This window comes from Paenibacillus sp. FSL L8-0708 (assembly GCF_038009325.1).
Lineage (GTDB): Bacteria > Bacillota > Bacilli > Paenibacillales > Paenibacillaceae > Paenibacillus_AQ > Paenibacillus_AQ odorifer.
Genome location: NZ_JBBPBC010000001.1, coordinates 1,018,358 through 1,043,972 on the forward strand (window position 1 = coordinate 1,018,358; position 25,615 = coordinate 1,043,972).

Below are 25,615 nucleotides of genomic sequence, written 5' to 3' on the forward strand. Positions count from 1 at the left end.
AAAACTGGATACCGAAACGAATTTGCGTTTTAGAACATCTTTTAGCAACTTGTGTAAACAAGTAAATGTTATTAGTGAGATGATTCCAAAGAGAATGTCATCGTATGATATTTTCCTGCGGAAAAATCAAGGTTAAGCTAATAAGAGCACACGGAGGATGCCTAGGCGCCAGGAGCCGACGAAGGACGTGGCGAACAACGAAACTGCCTCGGGGAGCTGTAAGCAAGCTTTGATCCGGGGGTGTCCGAATGGGGAAACCCAGCTGTGGTAATTCGCAGTTACTCATTTCTGAATACATAGGAAATGTAGAGGCAGACCAGGGGAACTGAAACATCTAAGTACCCTGAGGAAGAGAAAACAATAGTGATTCCGTCAGTAGCGGCGAGCGAACGCGGAACAGCCTAAACCTAAGAGCTTGCTCTTAGGGGTTGTGGGACGTCTCACATGGAGTTACAAAGGAATATGGTAGGCGAAGAGGTCTGGAAAGGCCCGCGATAGAGGTAAAAGCCCTGTAACCTAAACTGTGTTCTCTCCGAGACGGATCCCGAGTAGTGCGGGGCACGTGAAACCCCGTATGAATCCAGCAGGACCATCTGCTAAGGCTAAATACTACCTGGCGACCGATAGTGAAACAGTACCGTGAGGGAAAGGTGAAAAGCACCCCGGAAGGGGAGTGAAATAGAACCTGAAACCGTGTGCTTACAAAAAGTCAGAGCCCTATTAATGGGTGATGGCGTGCCTTTTGTAGAATGAACCGGCGAGTTACGTTTAACATGCAAGGTTAAGCCGAGAAGGTGGAGCCGCAGCGAAAGCGAGTCTGAATAGGGCGAATTAGTATGTGGACGTAGACCCGAAACCGTGTGATCTACCCCTGTCCAGGGTGAAGGTGCGGTAACACGCACTGGAGGCCCGAACCCACGTACGTTGAAAAGTGCGGGGATGAGGTGGGGGTAGCGGAGAAATTCCAATCGAACTCGGAGATAGCTGGTTCTCCCCGAAATAGCTTTAGGGCTAGCCTCGGTATAAGAGTAGTGGAGGTAGAGCACTGATTGGGTGCGGGGTCCGCAAGGATTACCAAGCTCAGTCAAACTCCGAATGCCATATACTTATTGCCGGGAGTCAGACAGTGAGTGCTAAGATCCATTGTCAAAAGGGAAACAGCCCAGACCATCAGCTAAGGTCCCCAAGTGTGTGTTAAGTGGGAAAGGATGTGGAGTTGCACAGACAACCAGGATGTTGGCTTAGAAGCAGCCACCATTGAAAGAGTGCGTAATAGCTCACTGGTCGAGTGACTCTGCGCCGAAAATGTAACGGGGCTAAACACACCACCGAAGCTATGGCTAGATACGTATGTATCTGGGGTAGGGGAGCGTTGTGTAGGGGTTGAAGGTGTACTGAAAAGAGCGCTGGACACTACACAAGTGAGAATGCCGGTATGAGTAACGAAAAGATCAGTGAGAATCTGATCCGCCGAAAGCCCAAGGTTTCCTGAGGAAGGCTCGTCCGCTCAGGGTAAGTCGGGACCTAAGGCGAGGCCGAAAGGCGTAGTCGAAGGACAACAGTTTGAAATTACTGTACCACCGTAATCCGCTATGAGCGATGGGGTGACGCAGGAGGGTAGTGACGCGGACTGATGGATGTCCGTCTAAGCAGTGAGGCTGATGTGTAGGCAAATCCGCACATCGATAAGGCTGGGCTGTGATGGGGAGCGAAAATTATAGTAGCGAAGGTCATGATCTCACACTGCCAAGAAAAGCCTCTAGCCAGGAGAAGGTGCCCGTACCGCAAACCGACACAGGTAGGCGAGAAGAGAATTCTAAGGCGCGCGGAAGAACTCTCGTTAAGGAACTCGGCAAAATGACCCCGTAACTTCGGGAGAAGGGGTGCCCCGGTAGTGTGAATAGCACGAGGGGGCCGCAGTGAAAAGGCCCAAGCGACTGTTTAGCAAAAACACAGGTCTGTGCGAAGCCGCAAGGCGAAGTATACGGGCTGACGCCTGCCCGGTGCTGGAAGGTTAAGGGGAGTGGTTAGGGGTAACCCGAAGCTATGAACCGAAGCCCCAGTAAACGGCGGCCGTAACTATAACGGTCCTAAGGTAGCGAAATTCCTTGTCAGGTAAATTCTGACCCGCACGAATGGCGTAACGACTTGGGCGCTGTCTCAACGAGAGATCCGGTGAAATTTTAATACCTGTGAAGATGCAGGTTACCCGCGACAAGACGGAAAGACCCCATGGAGCTTTACTGCAGCTTGATATTGAATTTGGGTACGATCTGTACAGGATAGGTGGGAGCCGTAGAAATCGGAGCGCAAGCTTCGGTGGAGGCGCCGTTGGGATACCACCCTGATCGTATCTAGGTTCTAACCTAGTGCCCTAATCGGGTACGGGGACCGTGTCAGGCGGGCAGTTTGACTGGGGCGGTCGCCTCCTAAAGAGTAACGGAGGCGTTCCAAGGTTCCCTCAGAATGGTTGGAAATCATTCGCAGAGTGCAAAGGCATAAGGGAGCTTGACTGCGAGACCTACAAGTCGAGCAGGGACGAAAGTCGGACTTAGTGATCCGGTGGTACCGCATGGAAGGGCCATCGCTCAACGGATAAAAGCTACCCTGGGGATAACAGGCTTATCTCCCCCAAGAGTCCACATCGACGGGGAGGTTTGGCACCTCGATGTCGGCTCATCGCATCCTGGGGCTGAAGTAGGTCCCAAGGGTTGGGCTGTTCGCCCATTAAAGCGGTACGCGAGCTGGGTTCAGAACGTCGTGAGACAGTTCGGTCCCTATCTGTCGTGGGCGCAGGAAATTTGAGAGGAGCTGTCCTTAGTACGAGAGGACCGGGATGGACGTACCGCTGGTGCACCAGTTGTTCCGCCAGGAGCATGGCTGGGTAGCTACGTACGGACGGGATAAGCGCTGAAAGCATCTAAGCGTGAAGCCCCCCTCAAGATGAGATTTCCCAATTAGTAAGACCCCTTGAAGACGACGAGGTAGATAGGTTGGAGGTGGAAGTGCAGCAATGCATGGAGCTGACCAATACTAATCGGTCGAGGGCTTATCCTATATGTAGAATGCAGATTCGTTTCGGATTCAGTTTTCAGGCATCAAGCCTGAGCATTTACGCTGTAAATGCCCGTTTGGTGGCGATAGCGGAGGGGTTCCACACGTACCCATCCCGAACACGACCGTTAAGCCCTCCAGCGCCGATGGTACTTGGACCGAAGGGTCCTGGGAGAGTAGGACGCCGCCAAGCGGACAACCACATTACCCGTGGTATTTTTTTTGCCCTTAATATTAATATGTCTTAGAAGGGCCTTTAGCTCAGCTGGTTAGAGCGCACCCCTGATAAGGGTGAGGTCGGTGGTTCGAGTCCACTAAGGCCCACCATATTCCCTGATAGCTCAGTTGGTAGAGCACTCGACTGTTAATCGAGTTGTCACAGGTTCGAGTCCTGTTCGGGGAGCCATTTATGGAGAGGTGTCCGAGTTTGGCCGAAGGAGCACGATTGGAAATCGTGTAGGCGCCACAAGCGTCTCGAGGGTTCGAATCCCTCTCTCTCCGCCATAAAAATTATTAGCATGGCCCGTTGGTCAAGGGGTTAAGACACCTCCCTTTCACGGAGGTAACATGGGTTCGAATCCCATACGGGTCATATCATGGAGGCTTAGCTCAGCTGGGAGAGCATCTGCCTTACAAGCAGAGGGTCGGGGGTTCGATCCCCTCAGCCTCCACCATATTATTTTCACTGACGCGGGGTGGAGCAGCCCGGTAGCTCGTCGGGCTCATAACCCGAAGGTCGCAGGTTCAAGTCCTGCCCCCGCAACCAATTTACTCTTATACATTATGTTTAGGGATAAGCTGGTATGGTGAAAATGAATAGTATATACTAATTAATGACGCGGGGTGGAGCAGCCCGGTAGCTCGTCGGGCTCATAACCCGAAGGCCGCAGGTTCAAATCCTGCCCCCGCAACCAATTTACACTTATGCATTATGTCTATGGAACCGTGGTGTAGTTGGCCTAACATGCCTGCCTGTCACGCAGGAGATCGCGGGTTCGAATCCCGTCGGTTCCGCCATTTAGTTAATTATTATTGGGGATTAGCCAAGCGGTAAGGCAACGGACTTTGACTCCGTCATGCATAGGTTCAAATCCTATATCCCCAGCCATTTATGAGAGCCATTAGCTCAGTTGGTAGAGCACCTGACTTTTAATCAGGGTGTCGAAGGTTCGAGTCCTTCATGGCTCACCATTTTGTTTAAAGTGTGCGCGTGTGGCGGAATTGGCAGACGCACCAGACTTAGGATCTGGCGTTTCACGACGTGGGGGTTCGAGTCCCTTCACGCGCACCATGTTTTTGCGGACGTGGCTCAGCGGTAGAGCATCGCCTTGCCAAGGCGAGGGTCGCGGGTTCGATTCCCGTCGTCCGCTCCATATAGATTTTGCGCCCTTAGCTCAGCTGGATAGAGCGTTTGACTACGAATCAAAAGGCCGGGAGTTCGAATCTCTCAGGGCGCGCCATTTTTATTACTAAGCAGTTATAGTATTGTTAACGGGATGTAGCTCAGCTTGGTAGAGCACCTGGTTTGGGACCAGGGGGTCGCATGTTCAAATCGTGTCATCCCGATTTTATACCTTTGCGGGTGTAGTTCAATGGTAGAACTTCAGCCTTCCAAGCTGATAGCGTGGGTTCGATTCCCATCACCCGCTTATAAAGAGAAACACCTGCCGGTATTAGGCGGGTGTTTTTTTGTATAGTTAAGCACGTATGGATACAATAGGAACTAGAGATTTTATTTGAGGAGGGGCCAATGTTTGAATTTGAAGCAAGGTTAGTCAGACCAGATATGAATGGGAGTTGGACATATCTTACGGTTCCTTTTGACGCTGAACAAATATATGAAACTAAATCAAGGATACAAGTTAAAGGAAGCCTGAATGACATTCCCTATAGAGGAACACTCATGCCGCATGGTAATGGGAAACATTTTATGGTCGTGAAAAAAGAACTGCGAGACTTAGCCCATGCTCAACCTGGAGATATAGTTCGGGTGACAATGGAACAAGATCATCAATTGCGGGAGATAGAAGCTCCAGAAGATTTTCTGGACGCACTAAGCAGCAATGAGCAGGCAGAGGTATATTATAACAGCTTGGCTTATTCCTATCGGAAGGAATATGTGAGCTGGATCGAAGGGGCGAAAAGACCGGAAACCAGAGCAGCAAGGATCCAGAAGTCAGTTAATAAGCTGGAAGAAGGTTTGAGGCTTAAATAATAGAACAGCGTCCTCCTCCTTAATATCTGGAAAGGGACGCTGCTGTAGCGGGTATATAAGGGATCGTCCTTATATAAGAACGCCTACTTCACCATTATTCACGAACTTAATGCTTTCGATCTTCACCTCTAGTTGACCTGAAGGAATCGCTAGCTGACAAGTACTGCCGAGCTCAGCCAGCAGCAGCTGCATGCCTATAGGTGACAACATAGAAATCTTGTTATCGTTAGGTTCTGCTTGGTTAGGAAATACGATGGTATAGATATCTGTAGTATTATCGTCCAAGTAACGAAGCTGCAGCTGACTTCCGATAAAGACCTGTGAATTTAAATCTTCACCATTGAACTCAGTTAGTAATTGTTCCAGCTCGGAGCAATAACGGGATAACAGCGTTTCAGCGTTGCTTCTATCCTTGCTCCGTACCGGAAAGTACTGATTTAGAAATGCGATTTTTTCCTCATCAAAATAGATAAGCTGCTGAAGCAGCTGTGTCCGTGAGCCTTCATAGATAAGACTATGGTTCATAGTAGATTTCACCCCCTCTAAGTAGCACATTCCTTGTAAACCTGTTATGGTGTGTTGCCATCTTAAAATCCCTCCTATACAAATAGAGGTCCCCCAATGGAGACCTTCTGATCAGTATACCAGCTTCTATTTGTAAATCCAATCCATTTTAAAAGGGGAATTAAAACCTTCTAAATATTGTAATGAAAACCTTTGACTATTACATACTTGGGTGCTATGATAGGCTGATGCATAGGCATTTCGTAGAAAACTGCGAAATGCCTATACTGTATTTTGAAGATATTTTTACATTAATTGTTACCTGGGGAGTGATACGCCATGTACATTTCGTTGAGTTCACATATAGATTCCAGAACTATAAAATAACTACTTAATTTATTAAAGGAGGAGATCAGGATGATTCAAGTTAAAGAGTTTGTAGATGCTGATAATTCTTATGCAGAGAATAAAGCTAATGAGTTCCTGGCAGGACTACGGGAGGAACAGATTGTGAATATCTGTTACGGTTCGGTAGTTAAATCATCACGTGATGGGGCAGAGCACCAAAGAACCACTATACTGGTCGTGTATAAGACAAATGAAAGGCAATAACTGGAACACGTTTTTTTCATGTCTATCCATTGTCTCCACGCTGGGCGTTGTGATTGTCATCATTTATTATGTTTTCAGCTAATTAGCAAAAAGAGGACCTTTCCCATCTACGGGCAAAGGTCCTCTTTAGTTTATAAGTGCATTTACAATCTTACATTCCGTCTGGTACAGATAAACCCAAACCGGATGCGATACGCTGTCCCAAGTCTGGATCAGCTTTAAAGAAATGCTCAATCTGGAGACGTTTGATATCGTTACTTTCAACAGGAGTCATAGCGCCAACGATATTTTGAACTAGACGGGTACGTTCTTCTTCAGACATTAGACGGTACAAGTCACCTGGTTGTGTATAGTGATCGTCACTATTGTAGGAGACACTATCCGCATAACCAGAGACTTCGAACGGCGATGTTTTATGCTGCGGTGATTCTTTAGGTCCTCCTAAGCTGTTAGGCTCGTAATAGGCACCGGAACCGCCATTGTTGCCCAAGGCCATACCACCATCACGTTGATAGTTCTTCACTTCTACTTTTGGACGGTTGATAGGTAAACTGTTATGGTTGGGACCAACCCGGTGACGGTGTGCATCACCATAAGCGAACAGACGGCCTTGTAGCAATTTATCAGGCGAAGCTTCAATACCAGGAACGAAAGAGCCGGGGGAGAATGTAACTTGTTCTACTTCAGCAAAGTAGTTCTCCGGATTGCGATCCAATACCATACGTCCAACCTCGATTAACGGATAATCTTTTTGCGACCAGACCTTTGTTACATCAAATGGATCAAAACGGTAAGTCTTCGCATCCTCGATTGGCATAATTTGCACGTAGAGCTTCCAAGCAGGGAAATCTCCTTTATCAATAGCATTAAACAAGTCCTCTGTATGATAATCCGGGTTTTCCCCAGCGATTTTGGCAGCAAGGTCTGCATCTAGATTTTTAATGCCTTGTTCTGTTTTGAAATGGTATTTCACCCAGACTGCATTGCCCTCGGCATTTACCCACTTGAAGGTATGGCTACCGAACCCATGCATATGTCTCAGCGTAGCTGGAATTCCGCGATCCGACATCAAAATCGTTACCTGATGCAGAGATTCAGGCGATAAAGACCAGAAGTCCCATACAGCGTTCGGGTTCTTCAGATGTGTCTGTGGATCACGTTTTTGTGTATGAATAAAGTCCGGGAATTTAATCGCATCACGAACGAAGAATACAGGCGTATTGTTACCTACGAGATCATAGTTTCCTTCTTCAGTATAGAACTTCACGGCAAATCCACGAGGGTCGCGTACGGTATCAGCAGAACCTAATTCACCAGCTACAGTAGAAAAACGAATGAACAACGGTGTACGTTTGCCTACTTCAGACAAAAAGTTAGCTTTTGTGTATTGGGTTAGATCCTTTGTAACTTCAAAATACCCGTGAGCGCCAGCACCTTTAGCATGAACGACACGTTCAGGAACACGTTCTCTGTTAAAGTGGGCTAATTTCTCAAGCAAATGGACATCTTGCAGTAAAGTGGGACCGCGGTCACCGGCTGTCATTGAATTCTGATTGTCGCCTACTGGAGCACCCCAGCTGGTTGTAAGATTATTATTATTGGAGCTCATTAATAGAATCACCTCGTGAGATTTGATTTTAGATTTAGTATAAGTTCTATATTAATGTTTTTTAGAGAAATTGCAACACTTTTTAAATAATTGACTCATTACAATATGTGGTAATCGTCATTCCAGCGTTGGCACATTCAGATATATATGATAGACAAAGTGATTAATTACTTAGCAGAATTAAAAAAGAAACAGCGCATCCCTACCATCACTGAAGGGGTGCGCTGCATTTTTTGATATAGAAGATATTCGGTTCTTGTACTTAGGCTTTAATGTACATTCTGTTGTAATATTCATCTAACATTCTTTTGGTGGCAAACTCCGTACGGGTGGTTTCGATACTCTTTTTCATCATTTGTACCCACTGTTCACGATTCTCGTAAAAGGTTGGGAGTACACGTTTCAATAAGGTGTCGTACAGTGCATCACTATCATGCTTATCCAGCACCTCAAAGTCTGTAGTTTCGAAGCCGTCTCCAATCTGCCAGCCATTCTCACCATCGATGCAGGCTTCCGGCCACCAGCCATCCAGAATAGAACAGTTCAATACACCGTTCATAGCTGCTTTCATCCCGGAGGTGCCGCTGGCTTCCAATGGTCTGCGTGGATTGTTGAGCCAAATATCAGCACCGCGCGTCAGCTGGGCGCCAATCGTCATATCGTAATTCTCGAGGAACACAACACTCTTTGGATACTTTTTCATCATCGCTACTAGGTTACTGACGATTTTTTTACCGTTATCATCGAGTGGGTGCGCTTTGCCGGAGAATACAATTTGTATCTTTCCAGACTCCAGATAAGGTTCGATAATTTCTGGCTGCGAGAAGATCAGGTCGCTTCGTTTATATGGAGCAGCTCTGCGTGAGAAGCCGATGAGTAGATTGTCAGCATTTAAGCTAATGCCGGAACGTTCTTTGATGAACTGGATCAGTTCGCCCTTGATCTCTTTATGCACTGCCCATAAGTCACCATCCTGTTCGTAGGCTTGCGTCATTCTATCATCTACCCAGGTAGGAGTATGGATGGCATTAGTAATGCCTATAATTTCTGATCTTCCGGCTACTTCCTTCCACATTTTATTAGCCGTATCGGCGTGTAGCTGGGCTACTGCGTTGGAAATACGTGATAGTCTTAGACCTGCAACCGTCATATTAAATGGCTCGCCGCCGATCCGCTCCATCTGGTCACGGGTTAAGCCGTTGAACGCACTCATATACTCAAGTCGGTCGAGAGGATGGGTTTCGTTGCCTTCTTTGATTGGTGTGTGGGTAGTGAATACGACTTCTTCGCGAGTGGCTTTCCACGCTTCTTCGAAGGTATGGCCTCCGGACATTTTTTCACGGATTAGCTCGATAGCCGCTAGAGCCGCATGACCCTCATTGAAGTGATAGACATCAATAGGGATTTGCAGCGCACGCATAGCTTTGACTCCACCAATCCCAAGCACGATCTCTTGTGCGATCCGTTCTTCGCCGAACCAGCCGTACAATTGGCCTGTGATCCAGGCATCATTATTCTCGGGAATATCCGTATCCAGTAAATACAATGTGCTGTTGCCAAAATAATCAGTTTTCCATACTTTGCATACTACATCGGTTTTTCGGACTTTAACAGTTACCTTAACCCCTGTATCTTCAAGAAACTCATAAACATAATTGTGATAGGAGTCGTACGGATTGCCATTGGCATCAATCTTTTGGTCCGTGTAACCTTGTTTCCACTTCAGCCCAATAGGGATGATAGGGGCGTTGATATCTTTTGCACCCTTGATGTAGTCTCCGGCAAGAATGCCCAGACCTCCGGCATACATTTTGAAATCGGAATGCAGCCCGTACTCCATACTAAAATAAGCGACTGACGGTAATTTTTGTTCGTTCACTTGATAAGCCTCCTAATCACGGATTAGATTAAATTGCAGTGAAGCTGCGGGCATTATCTTAGGTGCAAACGTTTGCTCAAAATAGTGCAGGCAATCATTGTGGAAGCGATTGCACCACTATTCTAGCACACTCGATGAATAAAAGCATAACGTCAATTTGGTGAAAACAACCATTTTGAATCCAATTGAGCGGAATTGATTGATAAAGTGGACAGAAGCCCCTAAGATAAAGAGATTGAAGAAATAATTAATGGTGGTGTCTAAGTTGGATATAGTTGTGATTGGAAGCTTGAATATGGATATGGTGGTACGTACAAACCGGTCACCAAATGCAGGAGAAACCCTGATTGGACAAGCCTTTGCTCTATCTCCTGGCGGAAAAGGGGCAAATCAGGCCGTTGCCGCAGCACGTCTGGGTGCAGAGGTTAGTATGATCGGAAGAGTTGGAAAAGATACCTTTGGTAGCGAAATGCTGGAGATTATCAGGAATGAAGGCATTCATATAGAGCATATTTCTGTAAGTGAACATGAGGCAACAGGAGTCGCCTCAATCGTTATTGAAGAAGATGGAGAAAATCGGATTATCGTGGTACCTGGAGCGAATATTGAGCTTACGGTAGAGGATATTCAGGCATTGGAGGCTGTGATTAGCCAGGCTAAGATCATTGTGCTGCAGCTTGAAATGGATCTGGCGATGAGTGAGCAGGCGATCGCGATTGCCCATCGTAAGGGGATTCCGGTCATCCTTAATCCTGCACCAGCTAGAGTGCTAAAGGATGAGATGCTGGCTCAGGTATCTTACCTGACACCTAATGAGACGGAAGCCGGGATTTTGTCCGGAATGACTGTGGATAGCGCAGAGACTGCTGAGCAGGCAGCCCGTATTTTGCTGCAAAAAGGAGTACAGAACGTAATTGTAACCTTGGGTTCAAAAGGTGCCCTGATTGTGAATGCTGAAGGTGCCAAGGCTGTTCCAGGCTTCCCGGTAAAGGCGGTAGATACAGTTGCTGCCGGTGACTCATTTAATGGCGCATTAGCCCAGCAGCTGGTCTTAGGGAAGACCTTGGAGGAAGCCGTGAGCTTCGCTAATGCTGTAGGTGCATTGGCTGTAGGGAAAGAAGGGGCGATCCCTTCATTGCCGCAGTTGTCCGAGGTCGAGCAATTTCTAAAACGTAAATCGCTGTAGAATAGACAGTACAGGATATTCAAGATCTATACTAGATGAGATAGGATAAGGAGCTTAAATAATGAGCAGAACAGTAACCGTTAAAAATGTGATCATCGGCGAAGGAATCCCTAAGATATGTGTTCCGCTAATTGGAGCGACCTTGTCTGAGCTGAAGCAGGAAGCGGAAGCGCTGAAAGTACTGCAACCTGATTTGGTGGAGTGGCGGACGGATTTTTTTGCTGAAGTGGAAGACGTTGCAGCTGTAAAGAACGCACTAAGCGAAATCTGTTCTGTGATTCCAGATCTGCCGCTGATTTTTACTTTTCGGAGTGCAAAAGAAGGCGGAGAGAAGCAAGTCAGCACGGAATATTACACAGCACTGAATAAAGCTGCTGCCGAGAGCGGTCTAGTAGATATAATAGATGTTGAACTATTTAATGATGAGCAGGATGTAAAGCTACTGATCGAAGCTGCTCATGTTCATAACGTGTCTGTCATTATTTCAAATCATGATTTTCAGGGTACACCTCCTAAAGAGGAGATCATCTCACGGTTATGCAAGGCGCAGGAGCTTGGCGGGGATTTGCCCAAAATTGCCGTTATGCCCCAAGATGCAGGCGATGTGTTAACTTTGCTGGAAGCTACACATATCATGAAGGAAAAATATGCAGACCGTCCGATTATAACGATGTCTATGGCGGGAGCCGGGGTGATCAGCCGTTTGGCAGGTGAAGTTTTTGGTTCAGCGCTTACCTTCGGAGCTGCACATAAACCTTCTGCACCTGGCCAGGTAGCTGTCGCTGAGCTTCGGAATACATTGTCGCTGCTGCACCGCAGTCTGTGATTTCTGCTGATTGCTATTGCCTCAAAAAAAAGGCATCCGGAGTATCCGGATGCCTTTTTCTATTTTAAAATATTGTTCGTGCGCTTACGCATTTTTTCCCGTATATACATGTACGGCATCTCTTAGAAACGCAGCGAGTCCAGGGCGGCGTTTGTCATAGTATTCGGTAAAACGTTCATCATCAACATACAATTGTGCAACACCAGCATGAGCTTCTTTGGAATAGGAATTCCAGTAGAAGGAGAGCCACTCACGGTGTAGGTCTGCACTTTTTTGCGCTAATACACTGGCAGGGTCTCCATGCTCCATTGCTTGCAAGAGTGTTTCGAACATCTCTTCCTCAAGCTGTTGTATAGCGGCATATTGTTCTTCTGTCATTCCTTTAAGCTTTTGGTTGGATTGATTAATGGTGTCATCTCCGTATTTCTCCCTTATTTCTTGGCCATATTTCTTTTCGTTGTCATCTACCAGCTTTTGTTTAAAGCCTTCGAATTTTTCAGTATCACTCATGCTAATTCTCCCTTCTTTTTGAGCCAGCGTCTTTTCGACGTTAGCGATTAATAGATCTAATTGCTGTCTTTTTTCCAGTAGCTTGTCATGATGCTCCCGCAGCGCTTTGGCTCCGTCGAATGAGGGCTCTGTCATAATAGCCTTGATACGTTCCAGACTTAAGCCAAGCTCCCGATAAAATAAAATTTGCTGTAGTAGATCTACTTCGGTACGGCCATAGATACGATACCCCGAAGAGTTGATTCTCGCCGGCTTAAGAATGCCAAACTCATCGTAGTAGCGCAGGGTCCGTGTGCTGATTCCAGCTAACTCTGCGAGCTTCTGCACTGTGTATTCCGTAGTATCACCTCCTACAAATCAAATGTACACCTTTACGTAACGTGAAGGTCAAATGGTTTTTTTAGCATATCCAAAACAGCGGCAGCTACCCTCTGAATGATCATGGGGAAGTCTGCCGCTGCTATGAATAAGTCTATAATGTTGAGCTTTGCTGCTTGAATTTATTTATGGCCCATCTGTGCTGTGAAATAATTGTGCAATTCCTCCAGCTTACGAGGGTCCGCAAGGGTTGCTTTGTCTGAGAAGTAGTGTTCAACGACAAGGTCCCAGGTAGGTACAATTTTTTGTGAGGTCATAGCCTTTATGGCTACCTTAACTGTTTTGCGTTCTTTGGCATTGGAGAAGGTATCTACGTAATGCTGTGAACGCTCAAAATCCAGATCCTTAAACACGGCGCGGAAGATCTCTGACGTCATCCGTGCATCATCCAGCGCCCGGTGTGCAGATCCAGTAGGCTCAAGCTCAAACAATGCCATCGCGCTTTCCACGCTGACATCATTGCTAAGACCACGCGCACGAAGAACTCCTTTGAGCAAATCGAAATACGTAGCGGACATCCAGTAGGATTCGTCCATCTTGTGCATGCGCACATCCTGAATGATTCGCTTCATGTCTTCGCCCCCCCAGGTAAGCAGCAGAACTCCGTCTGTACTTAGATCAAGCCACTCTCTAAAAGCAGTGATGACTTTGGGGAAGCGGGCGGCAATGTCGATTTCCTCTTGAGGGATACCCGTTTTTTTCTTAATAAAGGAATTTAGGGTGGAGAAATATATAGGTTTGATCAAGGAAGAAAATTCATCCTTATACTGCAGTGAAGAGTCTAACCGGACGGCTCCAATCTCAATGACCTCCATAGGGTGCTCGCTGGCAAACTTACGGCCGTTGAATTCGATGTCCAGAATAATATAATCCACAGGTACTTGCCTCCGTTTCCATGACTGACGCTGTAGTGCTTAATACGTCGACTTCTCTATTTTAACAAAAAAAGTGATGTAATGGGGAATATGGAGACAAGCTAATATTTGCACAAAAAAATGAACCAGCACAACATCTGCGTACTGGTTCATTTAATCACTATTAAAATTTAATCCTATAAAAGATTAATGTCCTGAATCGGCAGCAGGTTCAGGCATATGAATCGGCTGTTCATTTATAACGGATCCGTCATCAAGACGAAGCCAGGTATTGAAGTCTTGAGTGCCTTTGACCAGCTCGATGACGCGTGCTCCCCGCATAAAGCCTTCTTTTCCATAAGTATTGTAGCCGGTAGCACGGCCATAAGAAAGACGTATGCCATACAGGTTGCCGCTAAAATCGTTGATATGGTCATGTCCGCAGAAGGTGCCAAGCACATCACCCATTTCCAGCAAAGCTGAGAATAAGCCCGAGTTCACCTCAGGTGAGCATACACGCTCAAACTTATGCCCATGACAGACTTGTGTAGACCAGACATCCCGATATTCGGGAATTGGAATATGGAAGAAAGCCAAGGCAGGCAGCCTGTTCTCAGCAGTCTTCGGATTCAGCCGCGCAGATTCAGCCGTCAGCCAGTTGATCTGATTCCGCCCAATCCAATTGTAGCCCGGGATATCCTCATACTCGGAGTAGCCGCCAGAGTCCAGAAAATACAAAATAGCAGCCGAGTCGTCCTCCTGATCTTTAATTTCAAGAGTGTAATTGCCCGAGCCTTCCAGCTCTTCTGGACCGGATTCGGTCAGGCAGTGGGGATGTTCCAGGGCAATTTGCATCAGTTCACTCTTTGAAATCAGAGTTTCTGTGTCATGGTTGCCGAATACAAAGGTCCAAGGAATGCCGGATCTCTCCACGGCAGCGACAGCTTCACGAAAAGCTTGTGCGGGGTGCTCGCATGCCTTGTTTCCCGGTGATACAGGACCCGTGTAAATAAGATCTCCCGTGAAAACCACAAGATCAGGTTGTTCCGCATCCAGAATGCGTTCCATCAGTGCCTCGGTAAGCTGATCCTCAGCTCTTCCATCCATCCAGTGCAGATCTGTAAATTGTACGATTTTAAAAGTGCCATCTTGCTGAAATGATAAACTGTGTCTCATTAGAATAATCTCCCTTACTATCGAATATTGAATAGCAAGCTGTGGAGGCGCCAACCACTCATTGCGCCAAGAGGGCGTTGAGGGATGACGTCGTTAGAAGCATAGCTATACGCAGGTCAGCCGATCCAGATCCGCTGAGTGCAATGATCTCCAGAGTTTCTACCGATCATAATATCATATTCCCCAGGCTCGAAGACCAACTGATCGTCTTTTCCGTAGAACATTAACATTTCTCTGGTGATTTCGAAGGAAACCACCTGTTTCTCATGCGGTGCGAGTGTAATCTGCTGGAAGCCTTTCAGTTCCTTGACCGGGCGCACGACACTTGCGCTGACGTCGTGGATGTAGAGCTGAACGGTTTCCTTGCCGGCGATGTCCGAAGTATTCTCAACTTCAATGGAGGCAACAACCCGATCCGCAGCTTCAACATTGAAGCTGTTGTAAGCAAACTTGGAATAGCTCAGGCCATAACCAAAACAGAACAGCGGGTCATTTGGGCAGTCCAGATAACGGGTCACATAACGCACATTAGGATACATAGGATCATAAGGACGTCCCGTTTGATAAGCATTGTAGTAGACAGGAATTTGCCCAACCGAGTAGGGGAAGCTCATCGATAAACGTCCGGAAGGATTATAATCTCCGAACAGCACATCGGCCAGCGAATTTCCTGACTCTGTACCCAGAAACCAAGCCTGCAGCAGAGCGTCGCTGGCATCAAGAACGGGTTTCAGCTCCAGTGGTCTGCCGCTGAATACAATGGTGACGACCTTTTTTCCGGTATCCTTCAGACGCCAGATCAGCTTCTCCTGATTAGCCGATAGGCGGAGATTGGATTTGCTTCCTCCTTCCCCGGTATCCTGCTGATTCTCACCGACAGCGGCGAGAATTACATCACAATCCTTCAGCGCCTGGTAGGCGTCTTCAATTTCATCCTCCACATCAAAAATACCCTCAAGCATGCTTCCGAGCTCACCAGTCATGGCCGTAAAAATATTTTCGGCAGATGTTTTTTGCGAAAGGCCGGTGTAGAGTGATACAGCCGGATCTTTTTCTGTCCCGGCCCAACCGCCCAGCACATGAATGGAGGTGGCGAAAGGACCAGCCAGACCAATCTTCATGCCACGTTTAAGGGGCAAAGCATCATTGTCGTTTTTGAGCAGTACAACTGAGCTAGCTCCAAGCTCCCGTGCGGCCTGCAGATGCTCCGCGCTAGGTTTCGGAGCCTCATCCACCAGCGGATCTGCATCCTTAAATGGATTATCGAACAAGCCAAGCGCGTCCTTGAGCTCAAGCACCCGGATAACAGCTTCATCGATCAAGGCGATATCAAGCTTTCCTTCCTCGACCAGAGCAGCGCCGTGGTTTAGATAGTGAGTGGACATCATCTCAATATCCAGCCCAGCAGCCAGACTTTTCTCGGCTGCCTCACGGCCATCTATCGCGGCGCCATGGGGAATCAGCTCATTAACGGAATTGAAATCGGCGATGGTAACGCCGTTGAAGCCCCATTCTTCCCGTAAAATCCCGTGAAGAAGCTCGGAATTACCACTTGCCGGGATACGGTCAATGGTATTAAATGCGGCCATCACCATGGCCACACCAGCATCTACGGCAGCCTTATAGGCTGGCAGGTAGAACTCACGCAATACGCCGGAAGACATATCCACCGTGTTGTATTCCCGTCCGCCTTCGGGAGCACCGTAACCAGCGAAATGCTTCACACAGGCAGCGATGCGTCCTTTTTCTTTTAGGTCCTTGCCCTGATAACCCCGCACCATACTTTCGGTGACACGGGCATTCAGATAGGGATCCTCACCAGATGTCTCCATGACGCGTCCCCAGCGCGGGTCGCGTACGAGATCAGTCATGGGCGAGAAGGTGACGTGAATGCCGGCAGCCGCACTCTCCTTGGCGGCGATTTCAGCAAACCTTTCACAGGCTTCAAGGTCAAAGCTGCTGCCCATAGCCAGCGGAATCGGGAGGATGGTCCGGTAGCCGTGAATGACATCCGCCATGAAGAGCAGAGGAATCTTTTGTCGGCTGGTTTGCAAATGTCGGGTCTGTTGCTCGATTACATTCCGGGCTCCAATACCATTCAGAACACTTCCGATGCTCTCCATTACCTGCGGCTTAATATTCAGTTCCTTAAATGGTCCGGTTAAATCCACGGTATCGTCCAAACCCCAATAGTGAGGACCTAGCTGGGTTAATTGGGCCAGCTTTTCGTCCAGGGTCATATCGTTCACAAGATCTTGGATAAACGTTTTAGTCATGGTTAACTCCTTCCTCGTGAGCGCATTGAAAGTTAGTTTGTTAAATAGATGTGTAGTTCCCCGCCGGGCAGCGTAAGCATGATTTTATTAGCAAAACTTACGTTAGATAGGCGACTAAGGATGGGAGTGAACCGTTTACTCTCCTGGCACACAGCTCCGAGATGCGGAATGGGCCTGAGCTATAATCAGGTTCATTTGTTGTGAAAATCATAGCATTTCTCTCTTCGGATACAGGGCTGAGGCATAAATTAAATCAGAAGAGGATTGCATCATTAAGATGTTACATATGGAGACTGACATGTCTATGAATGAAAAGTATAAAAACGTTTCCACAAACGATACACCTCGATATTAGTCTGAACACCAAAAAAAGTCAATCGCCTTTGGAAAAACAGCTAATTTATATTTTTTTACGTGAAATATGTAACTTTAGTACTTGTAATTCAAAAATAAAATGAATTGACAGCGCATACATTTTGGGAGTATGCTTCTCACACAGAGAGTTTTACAGAAACACTGGAAACGTTTCTACAACACTCGATACACTTTTTTATGAAGGTTGGGCAAACTGTTTTTATTCTGGCTGCTGGACAAGAAAGGAAGGTAATTTATGCATGTGACTGAATGCATCTTTCAAATTGGAGGTGGGCACTTTGGCGAGACTGAAGCTTGTGGGTGGAAACATTGTTCGGGAAGTCATTAAGAACAAAGTTCTTTTTCTAATGTTGCTGCCTGTAATCGTATATTTCGTTATCTTTCACTATGCTGTAATGCCTGGAGCTTACGTCGCATTTGTAGATTACAAGCTCAATAAGGGGATTTTTGGAAGTAACTTTATCGGCCTTAAGAACTTTGAGTTTCTGGTTCAAAATGGGGATCTATGGAATATTACCAAGAATACGCTGCTCTATAATATCGTCTTTCTAGCTTTAGGTAATATCATTCAAATAGTATTTGCCATTATGTTGTCTGAGATCTCAGGCAAGTGGTTCAAAAAAATATCACAATCCGTTATCCTATTACCGAATTTCATCTCCATGGTTATCGTCGGTGTGTTTGCCTACAATATATTCAATTTCAATTCCGGGTTTATCAATACGATGTTAACTGGAATGGGGCTAGACCGTTACGAGTTCTATTCCGATCCGGGCATCTGGAAATATATTATTGTGGCTTTCAAGATCTGGGCGGGTACCGGATATGGAATGATTGTTTATCTGGCAACGATCACAGGGATTAATCATGATCTGTACGAGGCTGCTTATATGGATGGAGCGACTACCTGGCAGCGAATCCGTTACATGACCTTGCCGATTCTGAAGCCAACCTTTATTCTGCTTCTACTGTTCGGTATGGGTGGAATTCTCAAGGGATCCTTTGACCTTTTCTATAATCTGATTGGTACGAACTCTGTACTGTATCCGCAGACAGATATCATCGATACCTATGTCTTCCGTTCACTGGTGGGACAATTCAACTTCTCTATGGGTGCCGCAGTGGGCTTCTACCAATCCTTATTCGGTCTGATCCTGGTGCTTGTAGTTAACTTTATTGTACGCAAGGTAGAACCGGACAGCGCTTTGTTCTAAGACTAGACACGAAACAGGGGTGATAAATATGGAAAAGAGTACAATCAAACAGGATTCCGGAAGCATTCTCATAAAAGCAGTCAGTTATATCTGTATCGCTATCTTTGCGCTATTCTGTTTATTTCCCTTCGCGTTGATGATCTCCTCATCGTTCATGAACGAGCAGGAAATTGTTCGTGAAGGCTACAAGCTGCTGCCGAAGGCATTTTCCTTTAAGGCTTACGAGATGCTATTCAACAACTCTACTCAGCTGGTGAATGCTTATCAGGTAACTATCTTCATCACCGTAGTGGGTACGGTACTCGGACTGTTTATGATGTCGATGGCCGGATTCGTGCTCAACCGTAAGGATTTCAAGTACCGCAACTTCTTTTCCTTCTTGATTTACTTTACAACACTATTCAGTGGCGGCTTGATTCCGACATACATCCTGATGGTTAAGCACCTGCATATGAAGGACAACTTATTCGCCATGATTCTTCCGGGTGTAGTTGGTGCATGGTCCATCTTCCTGATGCGTAATTTCATGAAGGCGATTCCGGATTCTTTATATGAATCCGCTACCATTGACGGTGCTGGCGACTTTCGCATCTATTGGCGGATATTTATTCCGCTGGCGGTTCCATCCTTGGCTACTATTGGGCTTTTCTCAGCACTAGGCTTTTGGAATGAGTGGTATAACGGGATGTTGTATATTGACAGTCCGACGAAATATCCGCTCCAATACTTTTTGCAGCGAATGGTCAATCAGACGAACTTAGGAGCGCTAATCAACTCGGGAGCGGTCATCAATACTGCTGATCTTCCGACGCAATCCATCAAGATGGCTACAGCTGTGCTGGCCACTGGACCGATTATTCTCCTGTATCCATTTGTACAGCGTTATTTCGTAACAGGCCTCACCATCGGGGCTGTAAAGGGTTAATGGACGCAATCTTCTTTTCGAAGAGCGTTTATTATAAATGAAAGTTTCATAAATAGAAGAGAAAAGGGAGGCTTACCTAAATGAAAGGTAAAAAGATCGCGTCTTCTTTAATTGCTGTCCTCATGCTTACTGGAGCACTGACAGCCTGCACATCCAAGAACAACAATGAGCCGAGTAATGATCCGGCAGCCACGAAAGCTCCAGAGGCATCAGCCAATGCAGGCGGAGTGGATACTTCCAAGGAAGCTAAGCTGGTGTACTACCTGTGGGGCAGCGAAGGAGTTAAAAATAAAGAAATCCTCGCTGAGATTAACAAGAAGCTCAAAGCTGATCTAAACGCTACGATTGAAGTGAAGTATATTGACTGGCCGGATATCGCTACTAAGTACCCGCTGCTATTTGCTTCAGGCGAAGAATTTGATATGTCGCATGCATCTCCCGGAGCTCCGGTGTCTTATTTCACATTGGCTAGTGAAGGCGCTCTAGTGGACCTTACAGATATGCTGGATAAAGTTGCTCCTAAGCTAAAAGCGGAAATCCCGGAAAGTGTGTGGGAGAATACAAAATACAAAGGCAAAATTTACGGTGTACCAAGTCTTTATAGCGAATACACACCTGCCGGTTATGCCTATCGTTCTGACTTGCTGAAGAAATATGGAATGGACAAAATCACTTCCATTGATGATATGGTTAAATACATGGATAATGTGGTTGCTAATGAGTCCTTCCCACCAATTAACGGCAAGGCAGAAGATGCAGCCAATATGTTCAGAATGCTCGTAGATACTACAGGGATGTGGCTTAACGCTCCTGGTATATCTTTGAATGAGCTGAATCTTGTGACCAAAAGTCCAGAGGACTACAAGACCGTCTTCCATCCAGCTTTCACTCAGGAATTTGAAGATTGGGCTGTGAAGATGCGTGAATGGGCGGATAAGGGTTACTGGAGTAAAGATGTGCTGTCTGCAACCCTAGGCAGCAAGGATAACTTCAGAGCAGCTAACTCCGCAGGTTATTTGACTCATGCTCAGGACTGGATCGGCCAATACGGTGCGGATTTGAAGGCGCAACCGGAATCAGATCCTTACTTCTTTACTTTTGCGGAAGCTAATAAGAAGATCAAACGTAAGATGGGCGTTGACAACTCGACTGTAATCAGCACGAACTCAGCTAATCCAGAGCGCGCTCTGATGGTGATCGAGAAGTTCATGACCGATGAAAGCTACTACAACCTCATCCAAAACGGTATTGAAGGCAAACAATATGTGATGGAAAATGGTGTTAAAAAGCAGCCTGCAGGCTTCAACGATAAAACGGACGGCGGAGGTTTCGCTGCTTGGTCACTTCGTAATGACAAATTCGTAGTTCCTACGGATACAGAAAACCCAATCCGTAACTCCTTATTCGCAGAATGGGATAAAGTGGCTATCGATGATCCTTACAATGGCTTCAGCTTTGATCCAACCAATGTTACAACTGAAATTGCTTCGATTTCCAACGTGAATTCACAGCTCGGTATTCAATTGATGCTTGGTAAAACAAGCAAAGATCCAAAAGCAGCTGTTGCGGAGTACCGTGATCAGTTGAAAAAAGCAGGAGTTGACAAGGTCATTGCCGAAGTAGAGAAGCAATTGGCTGCGTTTGTTCCTGTCAACTAAAGAAAGTTAAGGGGTGTAAGGGAGCTATAATTCGATATAGCTCCTTTACCCATAAATGGGGGAGTAAAGTGGATGTAAATATCAAGGATATCGCGCGGATTTCCGGTGTGGGCATCTCGACGGTCTCCAGGGTAATCAATAACAAGGGACCGGTGAGCAAGTCTACACGTGAGAAAGTGATGAGTGTGGTTAAGGAATACAATTATATTCCCAATTCCAACGCGCGGAATTTGAAAACTACACAATCTAAGAACATTGCACTTATGGTCAAGGGGATTACCAATCCTTTTTTCTCTAATATGATCAGAGAAATTGAACGGCAGGTCAATCTGCGGGGCTACCCGTTTCTTATCCAGCAAGTAGAGGATGGGACCGATGAAATCAATGCTGCAATTCAACTGGTGAAGGAGAAAAATCTGTGCGGGATTATCTTCATGGGTGGAACCTATGATCATTCTGAAGAGAAGTTCAAACAGCTGACGGTTCCGTTTGTGCTGACAACGATCACCTCAACGCAGGAAGTGAACCCGCTTATTTTTTCCAGCGTTATTATCAATGAAACGAAGGAAGCCTATAAGGCTACCAATTATTTGATCTCATTAGGTCATACGAATATCGGCTTTTTAGCCAAGTCTCCATTATTGGATGAAACCACGGGCAACCGGCGGTATTTAGGCTACAAAAAAGCACTCGAAGAGCAGGGTCTGCCCTATGATTCAGGGTTGGTTGAGGATTGTGAATACAGTCCCAGCTCGGGATTTAATGCTGCGCGGAGACTGCTCAACAAGAATAAGGGAATTACAGCTATATTTGCCGCTTCCGACACGATTGCCATCGGTGCTGCCAAAGCGGTGCTTACCGCGGGGTTATCTATCCCTGATGATATTTCGATCATTGGCTTTGACGGGATCGAGATGGCTGAATATTATCATCCTTCTCTTGATACAATCAGCCAGCCGGGTACGGAAATGGCCTTATCCAGTGTAGGTGTTCTGTTTGATCTCATTTCCGGACGTTCAAACCATCAGCATATTGTCTATGATGCGGTATTGCTCAAGCGTGGTTCCTGCAAGATGATTAAACCTCGTTAAGATCACACTATAAACCTTTATTGGAGTGGAACCGAAATGCAAGATACACTGAGAATAGGTACGATTGTACGTGGTGGAGAAGCCGTTAAGGTCATTCCACAAATTGTGGGGCATGGATTTGAATCATTTAATCTGAACTTTTGGCAGACCACCGGCGAAACCGATTTGATAGAAACGGCTGCACGACTGAGGGAGTTAGCTGCTGAACATGATTTTGTCATCTCTTCTGTGGGCATCTATGGCAATCCGCTCGCAGGCAGCGGCGACAATGCCGACACGTTGGCAAGCTGGGAGCGGCTGATTGATCATGCACATTTATTTGGCACAGATATTATAGGCGGATTCACCGGCCGATTGCCAGGTTTGTCCATTGATGAGTCCATCCCGAAGTTTACAGAGGTGTTCGGAGAACTGGCGAAGAGAGCGGCAGATCGTGGCCTGCGGATTGCTTTTGAGAATTGCGCTATGGGCGGAAACTGGCAGAGCGGAGAGTGGAACATCGCTCACAATCCTTCGGCCTGGGAGAAGATGTTCAATGCCGTTCCGGCGGATAATCTGGGATTGGAATGGGAGCCTTGCCACCAGATGATCGCATTGATTGATCCGCTTCCGCAGCTGCGCAAATGGATGGATAAAGTATTCCATGTGCATGGCAAGGATGCGACCATCGCTTGGGACATCGTTAAGGAATACGGTATTCATGGCCCCAAACCTTATGTATGGGACCGAACCCCTGGCTTCGGGGATACCAATTGGGTAGATGTAATCACCATCCTGCGCCAAGCGGGTTATAAAGGTACGATTGATATCGAAGGCTGGCATGATCCAGTGTATCGTGATGAGCTGGAAATGACCGGCCAGGTGCATGCATTGAATTACTTGAAATATTGCCGTGGTGGCAGCTTTGTGCCTAATCCGGTTTAAATGGTGCCGTATGAAAACAACCCAAAAATGACCTCGAAATCCACAGTGAAGTGGAGGATGAGGTCATTTTTTATAGTTAATCCTGATTTAATCCTGAATCAGATATCCTTGTCCCAGCTGTATTTCTTTGAAGCCAGCCAAATGGCGGGCTTGAAAGCGGATAGGGGTGCTGCCGCCAACCATAATGATATTTTGGATATCGGCAGCCCCTTCTGAAGGCAGGGAAAAGGCTCTGATATAGGCGTACTCTTCGGCTAGCGTCGTATAAATCGCGTTGATCAGCGGGTCATGTTCACCTTTTCCCATTAGATTCATGAGAATATATCCGCTTGTGTTCAACTTCGAACGGGTAATACTGAAAAATTCACGGGAGATCAAATGCCTTGGTGTACCAGCGGCAGTAAAGGCATCCAAAATGATGTAATCATATACCTGCGGGTCTTCGCCTTCAAGGATCTGACGTCCGTCACCGATCACTACGTTATCTTGACTATATCCAAAGCAGCGGCGGCTTAATTCGACTACTTGTTTGTCTAGCTCGGCTACTTTAAATCTTTTGTCCGGAAAATGTCCGGCAATTGTTCCAATTCCATGCCCAATAAGAAAAACATCCTCAAAAGAGGGGAGGTTGAACTCCATGAAGTGAATGATGGCCCGCGGATATTCAAAGAGAATCCGTTGCGGGTCATTAAGATCCATCGCACCTTGAGTGGCATGATTCGAGAACTGCATAACACGGAAGGAGCCTTTTTCACCATATAGTTCTGTTGTGTCGTAGACGGTTATTTCATGATTTTCGCTATTTCTTTGAAGCTCTGAATGCAAGTGATCAATCTCCTTATACAATACTAATTCGTTTATATTCATTGGGTGTAACCCCGACAACACGTTTAAAAAGCTTGTTGAAGTAGGCAGGATCGCCATATCCAACCTCTGCCCCAATCTCGTGAACCTTCAGGTCGGGAGCATTCTTGAGCAGATGTTTGGCTTTGCGCAGCCGAATTTTCGTGATGTAGTCCGTCAGTGTAAGTCCGGTCTCTTGCTTGAACAGCTTGCTTAAATAGCTTGGAGTCAAAAAAACCATATTTGCCAAAGTGTTCAGATCCGCATGCTGATTATAGTTAGCGGATATCCAGCGTTTTATGGTTTCTATGGCTGTGCCGGACATCTCCAGACGATGGGTTCTGATTTCGGTCAGAATGTTTGTGAAATGAGCGGTAAACATCTCCTCAATGTCGCAAAAGCTCATGCTGGACGCAATTCTGTCATCCAACCTGAGGTCGGGAGCACTTTTATTGCGGGCCTCGAATTCTTGCAGTTCCTTTTGTGCAGTTTCTTCAACCCATCGACAGACCCGGAGAATTTGGTCAGGACCGGCTTGTTGTGCTTTCAGCACTGAGAACAGGTCATGAATCCATTCTAAGACGCCTGTCACATTCAGAATCTGCAGGTTATGGATCAGCGGTTCTCTAATTGTATTAAAGTGATCCAGGAGGTTCATCTCCGGCTGTTGAATATTCTGAATATTCGCGTAATGTACAGGCTCCGGATTATATATGCCCATGTTGCAGGCTTGTTTAGCATCTAGGTATGCCTGTCTAAGCTTGGATACCTCATTATAACAACCGCTGGTACCTACATGTAGGATCTTTCCGTGTGCAGATATCCGCATAATGTCACCGATATCTTTTAAATCGTTGTCTGACAGCGGCTCAGCAGAATATACAATCCAGACGTAGAGTCCTTTTTGAATCTCCAAGCTGTCGAAGCTCAACGCCTTCTCTTGCCGCAGACTGTCTGCGCAGGAGCAGACGGTTTCTCTGGCGCTCCCTTTGAGGACAAAGACCGAGAAATAAGGCTGGGGCAAGGTAAGGCTGGATAATAGGAGAGGGGAAGAGGGCTCTTCGATATGTAAGACTGTCAATAAAAGCCCGGAACGGTGGCGTTCTTCCTTGTCGCGCGCGAGCTGCCGTTCTTTGTCTAGCCGATAAAGCAGCTCGAACAGCTGCTCTTTATTAATTGGTTTTAATAAATAGTCTACAGCTGAGCTGCGGATGGCTTCTCGGGCATAATTAAATTCAACAAATCCACTCATTAGAATAGAGTAGATCTGCGGATGGGTGGCTTTTAACTGTTTAATCAGCTCCAAGCCATTGATTTGCGGCATACGAATATCTGTAATCACAACATCAAGTTGAAGTGTGCTTAACTTATCTAATAGATGTTTTCCGTCGGAGTAGGTGCCGATGACCAGAAATTCGGCGCTTTCTTTACTGATCATTCGGGCCAGTCCTTCGCGGATTAAGATCTCATCATCCACAATCGCAATACGCAGCAATCTGAGCAGCC

At 46.5% G+C, this 25,615-nt stretch carries 18 protein-coding genes, 15 tRNA genes and 2 rRNA genes; 26 read left to right on the forward strand and 9 right to left on the reverse strand.

The annotated features are described in order from the left end of the window. The first annotated feature begins 130 nt into the window (after window positions 1-130). The 18 genes from NYE58_RS04535 (at window position 131) to NYE58_RS04620 (ending at window position 5,269) form a co-directional block, all read left to right on the forward strand. Window positions 131-3,057, forward strand: a 23S ribosomal RNA gene (locus tag NYE58_RS04535). Window positions 3,058-3,130: 73 nt separating this feature from the next. Further along, window positions 3,131-3,247 (forward strand): 5S ribosomal RNA (rrf, locus tag NYE58_RS04540). A gap of 57 nt (window positions 3,248-3,304) precedes the next feature. Beyond that, window positions 3,305-3,381 (forward strand) — tRNA-Ile (locus NYE58_RS04545). A 3-nt stretch (window positions 3,382-3,384) separates the two neighbouring features. After that, window positions 3,385-3,460 (forward strand) — tRNA-Asn (locus NYE58_RS04550). A gap of 5 nt (window positions 3,461-3,465) precedes the next feature. After that, window positions 3,466-3,558: transfer RNA gene (locus tag NYE58_RS04555), tRNA-Ser, on the forward strand. A 16-nt stretch (window positions 3,559-3,574) separates the two neighbouring features. Beyond that, a tRNA-Glu gene (locus NYE58_RS04560) sits at window positions 3,575-3,646 on the forward strand. Between the two features lie 6 nt (window positions 3,647-3,652). Further along, window positions 3,653-3,728: transfer RNA gene (locus NYE58_RS04565), tRNA-Val, on the forward strand. A gap of 15 nt (window positions 3,729-3,743) precedes the next feature. Next, window positions 3,744-3,820 (forward strand) — tRNA-Met (locus NYE58_RS04570). 71 nt (window positions 3,821-3,891) lie between these two features. After that, a tRNA-Met gene (locus NYE58_RS04575) sits at window positions 3,892-3,968 on the forward strand. A 25-nt stretch (window positions 3,969-3,993) separates the two neighbouring features. Then, window positions 3,994-4,071: transfer RNA gene (locus NYE58_RS04580), tRNA-Asp, on the forward strand. 16 nt (window positions 4,072-4,087) lie between these two features. Further along, a tRNA-Gln gene (locus NYE58_RS04585) sits at window positions 4,088-4,162 on the forward strand. A 7-nt stretch (window positions 4,163-4,169) separates the two neighbouring features. Further along, window positions 4,170-4,245, forward strand: a tRNA-Lys gene (locus NYE58_RS04590). Between the two features lie 15 nt (window positions 4,246-4,260). Next, window positions 4,261-4,345, forward strand: a tRNA-Leu gene (locus NYE58_RS04595). A 7-nt stretch (window positions 4,346-4,352) separates the two neighbouring features. After that, window positions 4,353-4,427, forward strand: a tRNA-Gly gene (locus tag NYE58_RS04600). 10 nt (window positions 4,428-4,437) lie between these two features. After that, window positions 4,438-4,514 (forward strand) — tRNA-Arg (locus NYE58_RS04605). A gap of 32 nt (window positions 4,515-4,546) precedes the next feature. Beyond that, window positions 4,547-4,620, forward strand: a tRNA-Pro gene (locus NYE58_RS04610). A gap of 12 nt (window positions 4,621-4,632) precedes the next feature. Beyond that, window positions 4,633-4,703, forward strand: a tRNA-Gly gene (locus NYE58_RS04615). Window positions 4,704-4,804: 101 nt separating this feature from the next. After that, window positions 4,805-5,269 carry a YdeI/OmpD-associated family protein gene (locus tag NYE58_RS04620; RefSeq protein WP_076219780.1) on the forward strand — a complete coding sequence of 155 codons (465 nt, stop codon included), beginning with the start codon at window positions 4,805-4,807 and terminating at the stop codon, window positions 5,267-5,269. Window positions 5,270-5,338: 69 nt separating this feature from the next. Here NYE58_RS04620 and NYE58_RS04625 read toward each other — a convergent pair whose 3' ends face one another. After that, entirely contained in the window at window positions 5,339-5,794 is a 456-nt protein-coding gene (locus NYE58_RS04625; protein WP_036686880.1) for a GreA/GreB family elongation factor, read from the reverse strand. A 396-nt stretch (window positions 5,795-6,190) separates the two neighbouring features. On the opposite strand from NYE58_RS04625, the gene NYE58_RS04630 reads away from it, so the two are divergent. Continuing rightward, complete coding sequence (locus NYE58_RS04630; protein WP_036686883.1) at window positions 6,191-6,385, forward strand: sporulation protein Cse60; 195 nt, start codon at window positions 6,191-6,193, stop codon at window positions 6,383-6,385. Between the two features lie 151 nt (window positions 6,386-6,536). On the opposite strand, the gene katA is transcribed toward NYE58_RS04630, so the two are convergent. Together katA and glgP are read right to left on the reverse strand one after the other, a co-directional pair. Next, window positions 6,537-7,994 carry a catalase KatA gene (gene katA / locus NYE58_RS04635; RefSeq protein WP_076187446.1) on the reverse strand — a complete coding sequence of 486 codons (1,458 nt, stop codon included), beginning with the start codon at window positions 7,992-7,994 and terminating at the stop codon, window positions 6,537-6,539. Between the two features lie 262 nt (window positions 7,995-8,256). Next, a complete protein-coding gene (glgP, locus tag NYE58_RS04640; RefSeq protein ID WP_076130674.1) occupies window positions 8,257-9,873 on the reverse strand; it encodes an alpha-glucan family phosphorylase in 1,617 nt (538 codons plus the stop codon). A gap of 256 nt (window positions 9,874-10,129) precedes the next feature. On the opposite strand from glgP, the gene rbsK reads away from it, so the two are divergent. Both rbsK and aroD read left to right on the forward strand, forming a co-directional pair. After that, the gene (rbsK, locus tag NYE58_RS04645; protein ID WP_218641460.1) at window positions 10,130-11,059 is read left to right on the forward strand and encodes a ribokinase; all 930 of its coding nucleotides are present in this window, start codon (window positions 10,130-10,132) and stop codon (window positions 11,057-11,059) included. A 61-nt stretch (window positions 11,060-11,120) separates the two neighbouring features. Then, window positions 11,121-11,885, forward strand: a complete 765-nt coding sequence (gene aroD, locus NYE58_RS04650; RefSeq protein ID WP_076276801.1) for a type I 3-dehydroquinate dehydratase — start codon at window positions 11,121-11,123, stop codon at window positions 11,883-11,885. 84 nt (window positions 11,886-11,969) lie between these two features. Here aroD and NYE58_RS04655 read toward each other — a convergent pair whose 3' ends face one another. The 4 genes from NYE58_RS04655 to bglX all read right to left on the reverse strand — a co-directional run bounded on the left by NYE58_RS04655 (window position 11,970) and on the right by bglX (window position 17,079). Then, window positions 11,970-12,722, reverse strand: a complete 753-nt coding sequence (locus tag NYE58_RS04655) for a MerR family transcriptional regulator (protein ID WP_076219776.1) — start codon at window positions 12,720-12,722, stop codon at window positions 11,970-11,972. A gap of 173 nt (window positions 12,723-12,895) precedes the next feature. After that, window positions 12,896-13,648 carry a 3'-5' exonuclease gene (locus NYE58_RS04660; RefSeq protein WP_036686897.1) on the reverse strand — a complete coding sequence of 251 codons (753 nt, stop codon included), beginning with the start codon at window positions 13,646-13,648 and terminating at the stop codon, window positions 12,896-12,898. A gap of 186 nt (window positions 13,649-13,834) precedes the next feature. Next, complete coding sequence (locus NYE58_RS04665) at window positions 13,835-14,803, reverse strand: metallophosphoesterase family protein (RefSeq protein WP_076219775.1); 969 nt, start codon at window positions 14,801-14,803, stop codon at window positions 13,835-13,837. Between the two features lie 116 nt (window positions 14,804-14,919). Continuing rightward, a complete protein-coding gene (gene bglX, locus NYE58_RS04670; protein ID WP_341001207.1) occupies window positions 14,920-17,079 on the reverse strand; it encodes a beta-glucosidase BglX in 2,160 nt (719 codons plus the stop codon). 644 nt (window positions 17,080-17,723) lie between these two features. Between bglX and NYE58_RS04675 the strand changes: the two genes are divergently transcribed. From NYE58_RS04675 to NYE58_RS04695, 5 genes are all read left to right on the forward strand, one after another. Then, window positions 17,724-18,668, forward strand: coding sequence for an ABC transporter permease (locus NYE58_RS04675; protein ID WP_305953532.1), 945 nt, complete (start codon window positions 17,724-17,726; stop codon window positions 18,666-18,668). A 28-nt stretch (window positions 18,669-18,696) separates the two neighbouring features. After that, complete coding sequence (locus NYE58_RS04680) at window positions 18,697-19,593, forward strand: carbohydrate ABC transporter permease (protein ID WP_076220416.1); 897 nt, start codon at window positions 18,697-18,699, stop codon at window positions 19,591-19,593. A gap of 80 nt (window positions 19,594-19,673) precedes the next feature. Continuing rightward, window positions 19,674-21,251, forward strand: a complete 1,578-nt coding sequence (locus tag NYE58_RS04685; protein WP_076105428.1) for a DUF3502 domain-containing protein — start codon at window positions 19,674-19,676, stop codon at window positions 21,249-21,251. Between the two features lie 68 nt (window positions 21,252-21,319). Continuing rightward, entirely contained in the window at window positions 21,320-22,342 is a 1,023-nt protein-coding gene (locus NYE58_RS04690) for a LacI family DNA-binding transcriptional regulator (protein WP_036686912.1), read from the forward strand. Window positions 22,343-22,378: 36 nt separating this feature from the next. Further along, window positions 22,379-23,266: a sugar phosphate isomerase/epimerase family protein gene (locus NYE58_RS04695; RefSeq protein WP_076194375.1), complete on the forward strand. Its 888-nt coding sequence runs from the start codon at window positions 22,379-22,381 to the stop codon at window positions 23,264-23,266. Window positions 23,267-23,353: 87 nt separating this feature from the next. Here the strand turns inward: NYE58_RS04695 and NYE58_RS04700 are convergent, their stop codons facing one another. Continuing rightward, a complete protein-coding gene (locus NYE58_RS04700; protein WP_081387489.1) occupies window positions 23,354-24,133 on the reverse strand; it encodes a spermidine synthase in 780 nt (259 codons plus the stop codon). Continuing rightward, entirely contained in the window at window positions 24,105-25,604 is a 1,500-nt protein-coding gene (locus NYE58_RS04705; RefSeq protein WP_341001208.1) for a response regulator transcription factor, read from the reverse strand. Before NYE58_RS04705 ends, NYE58_RS04700 begins: the two co-directional genes overlap by 29 nt. Window positions 25,605-25,615 lie beyond the last annotated feature (11 nt).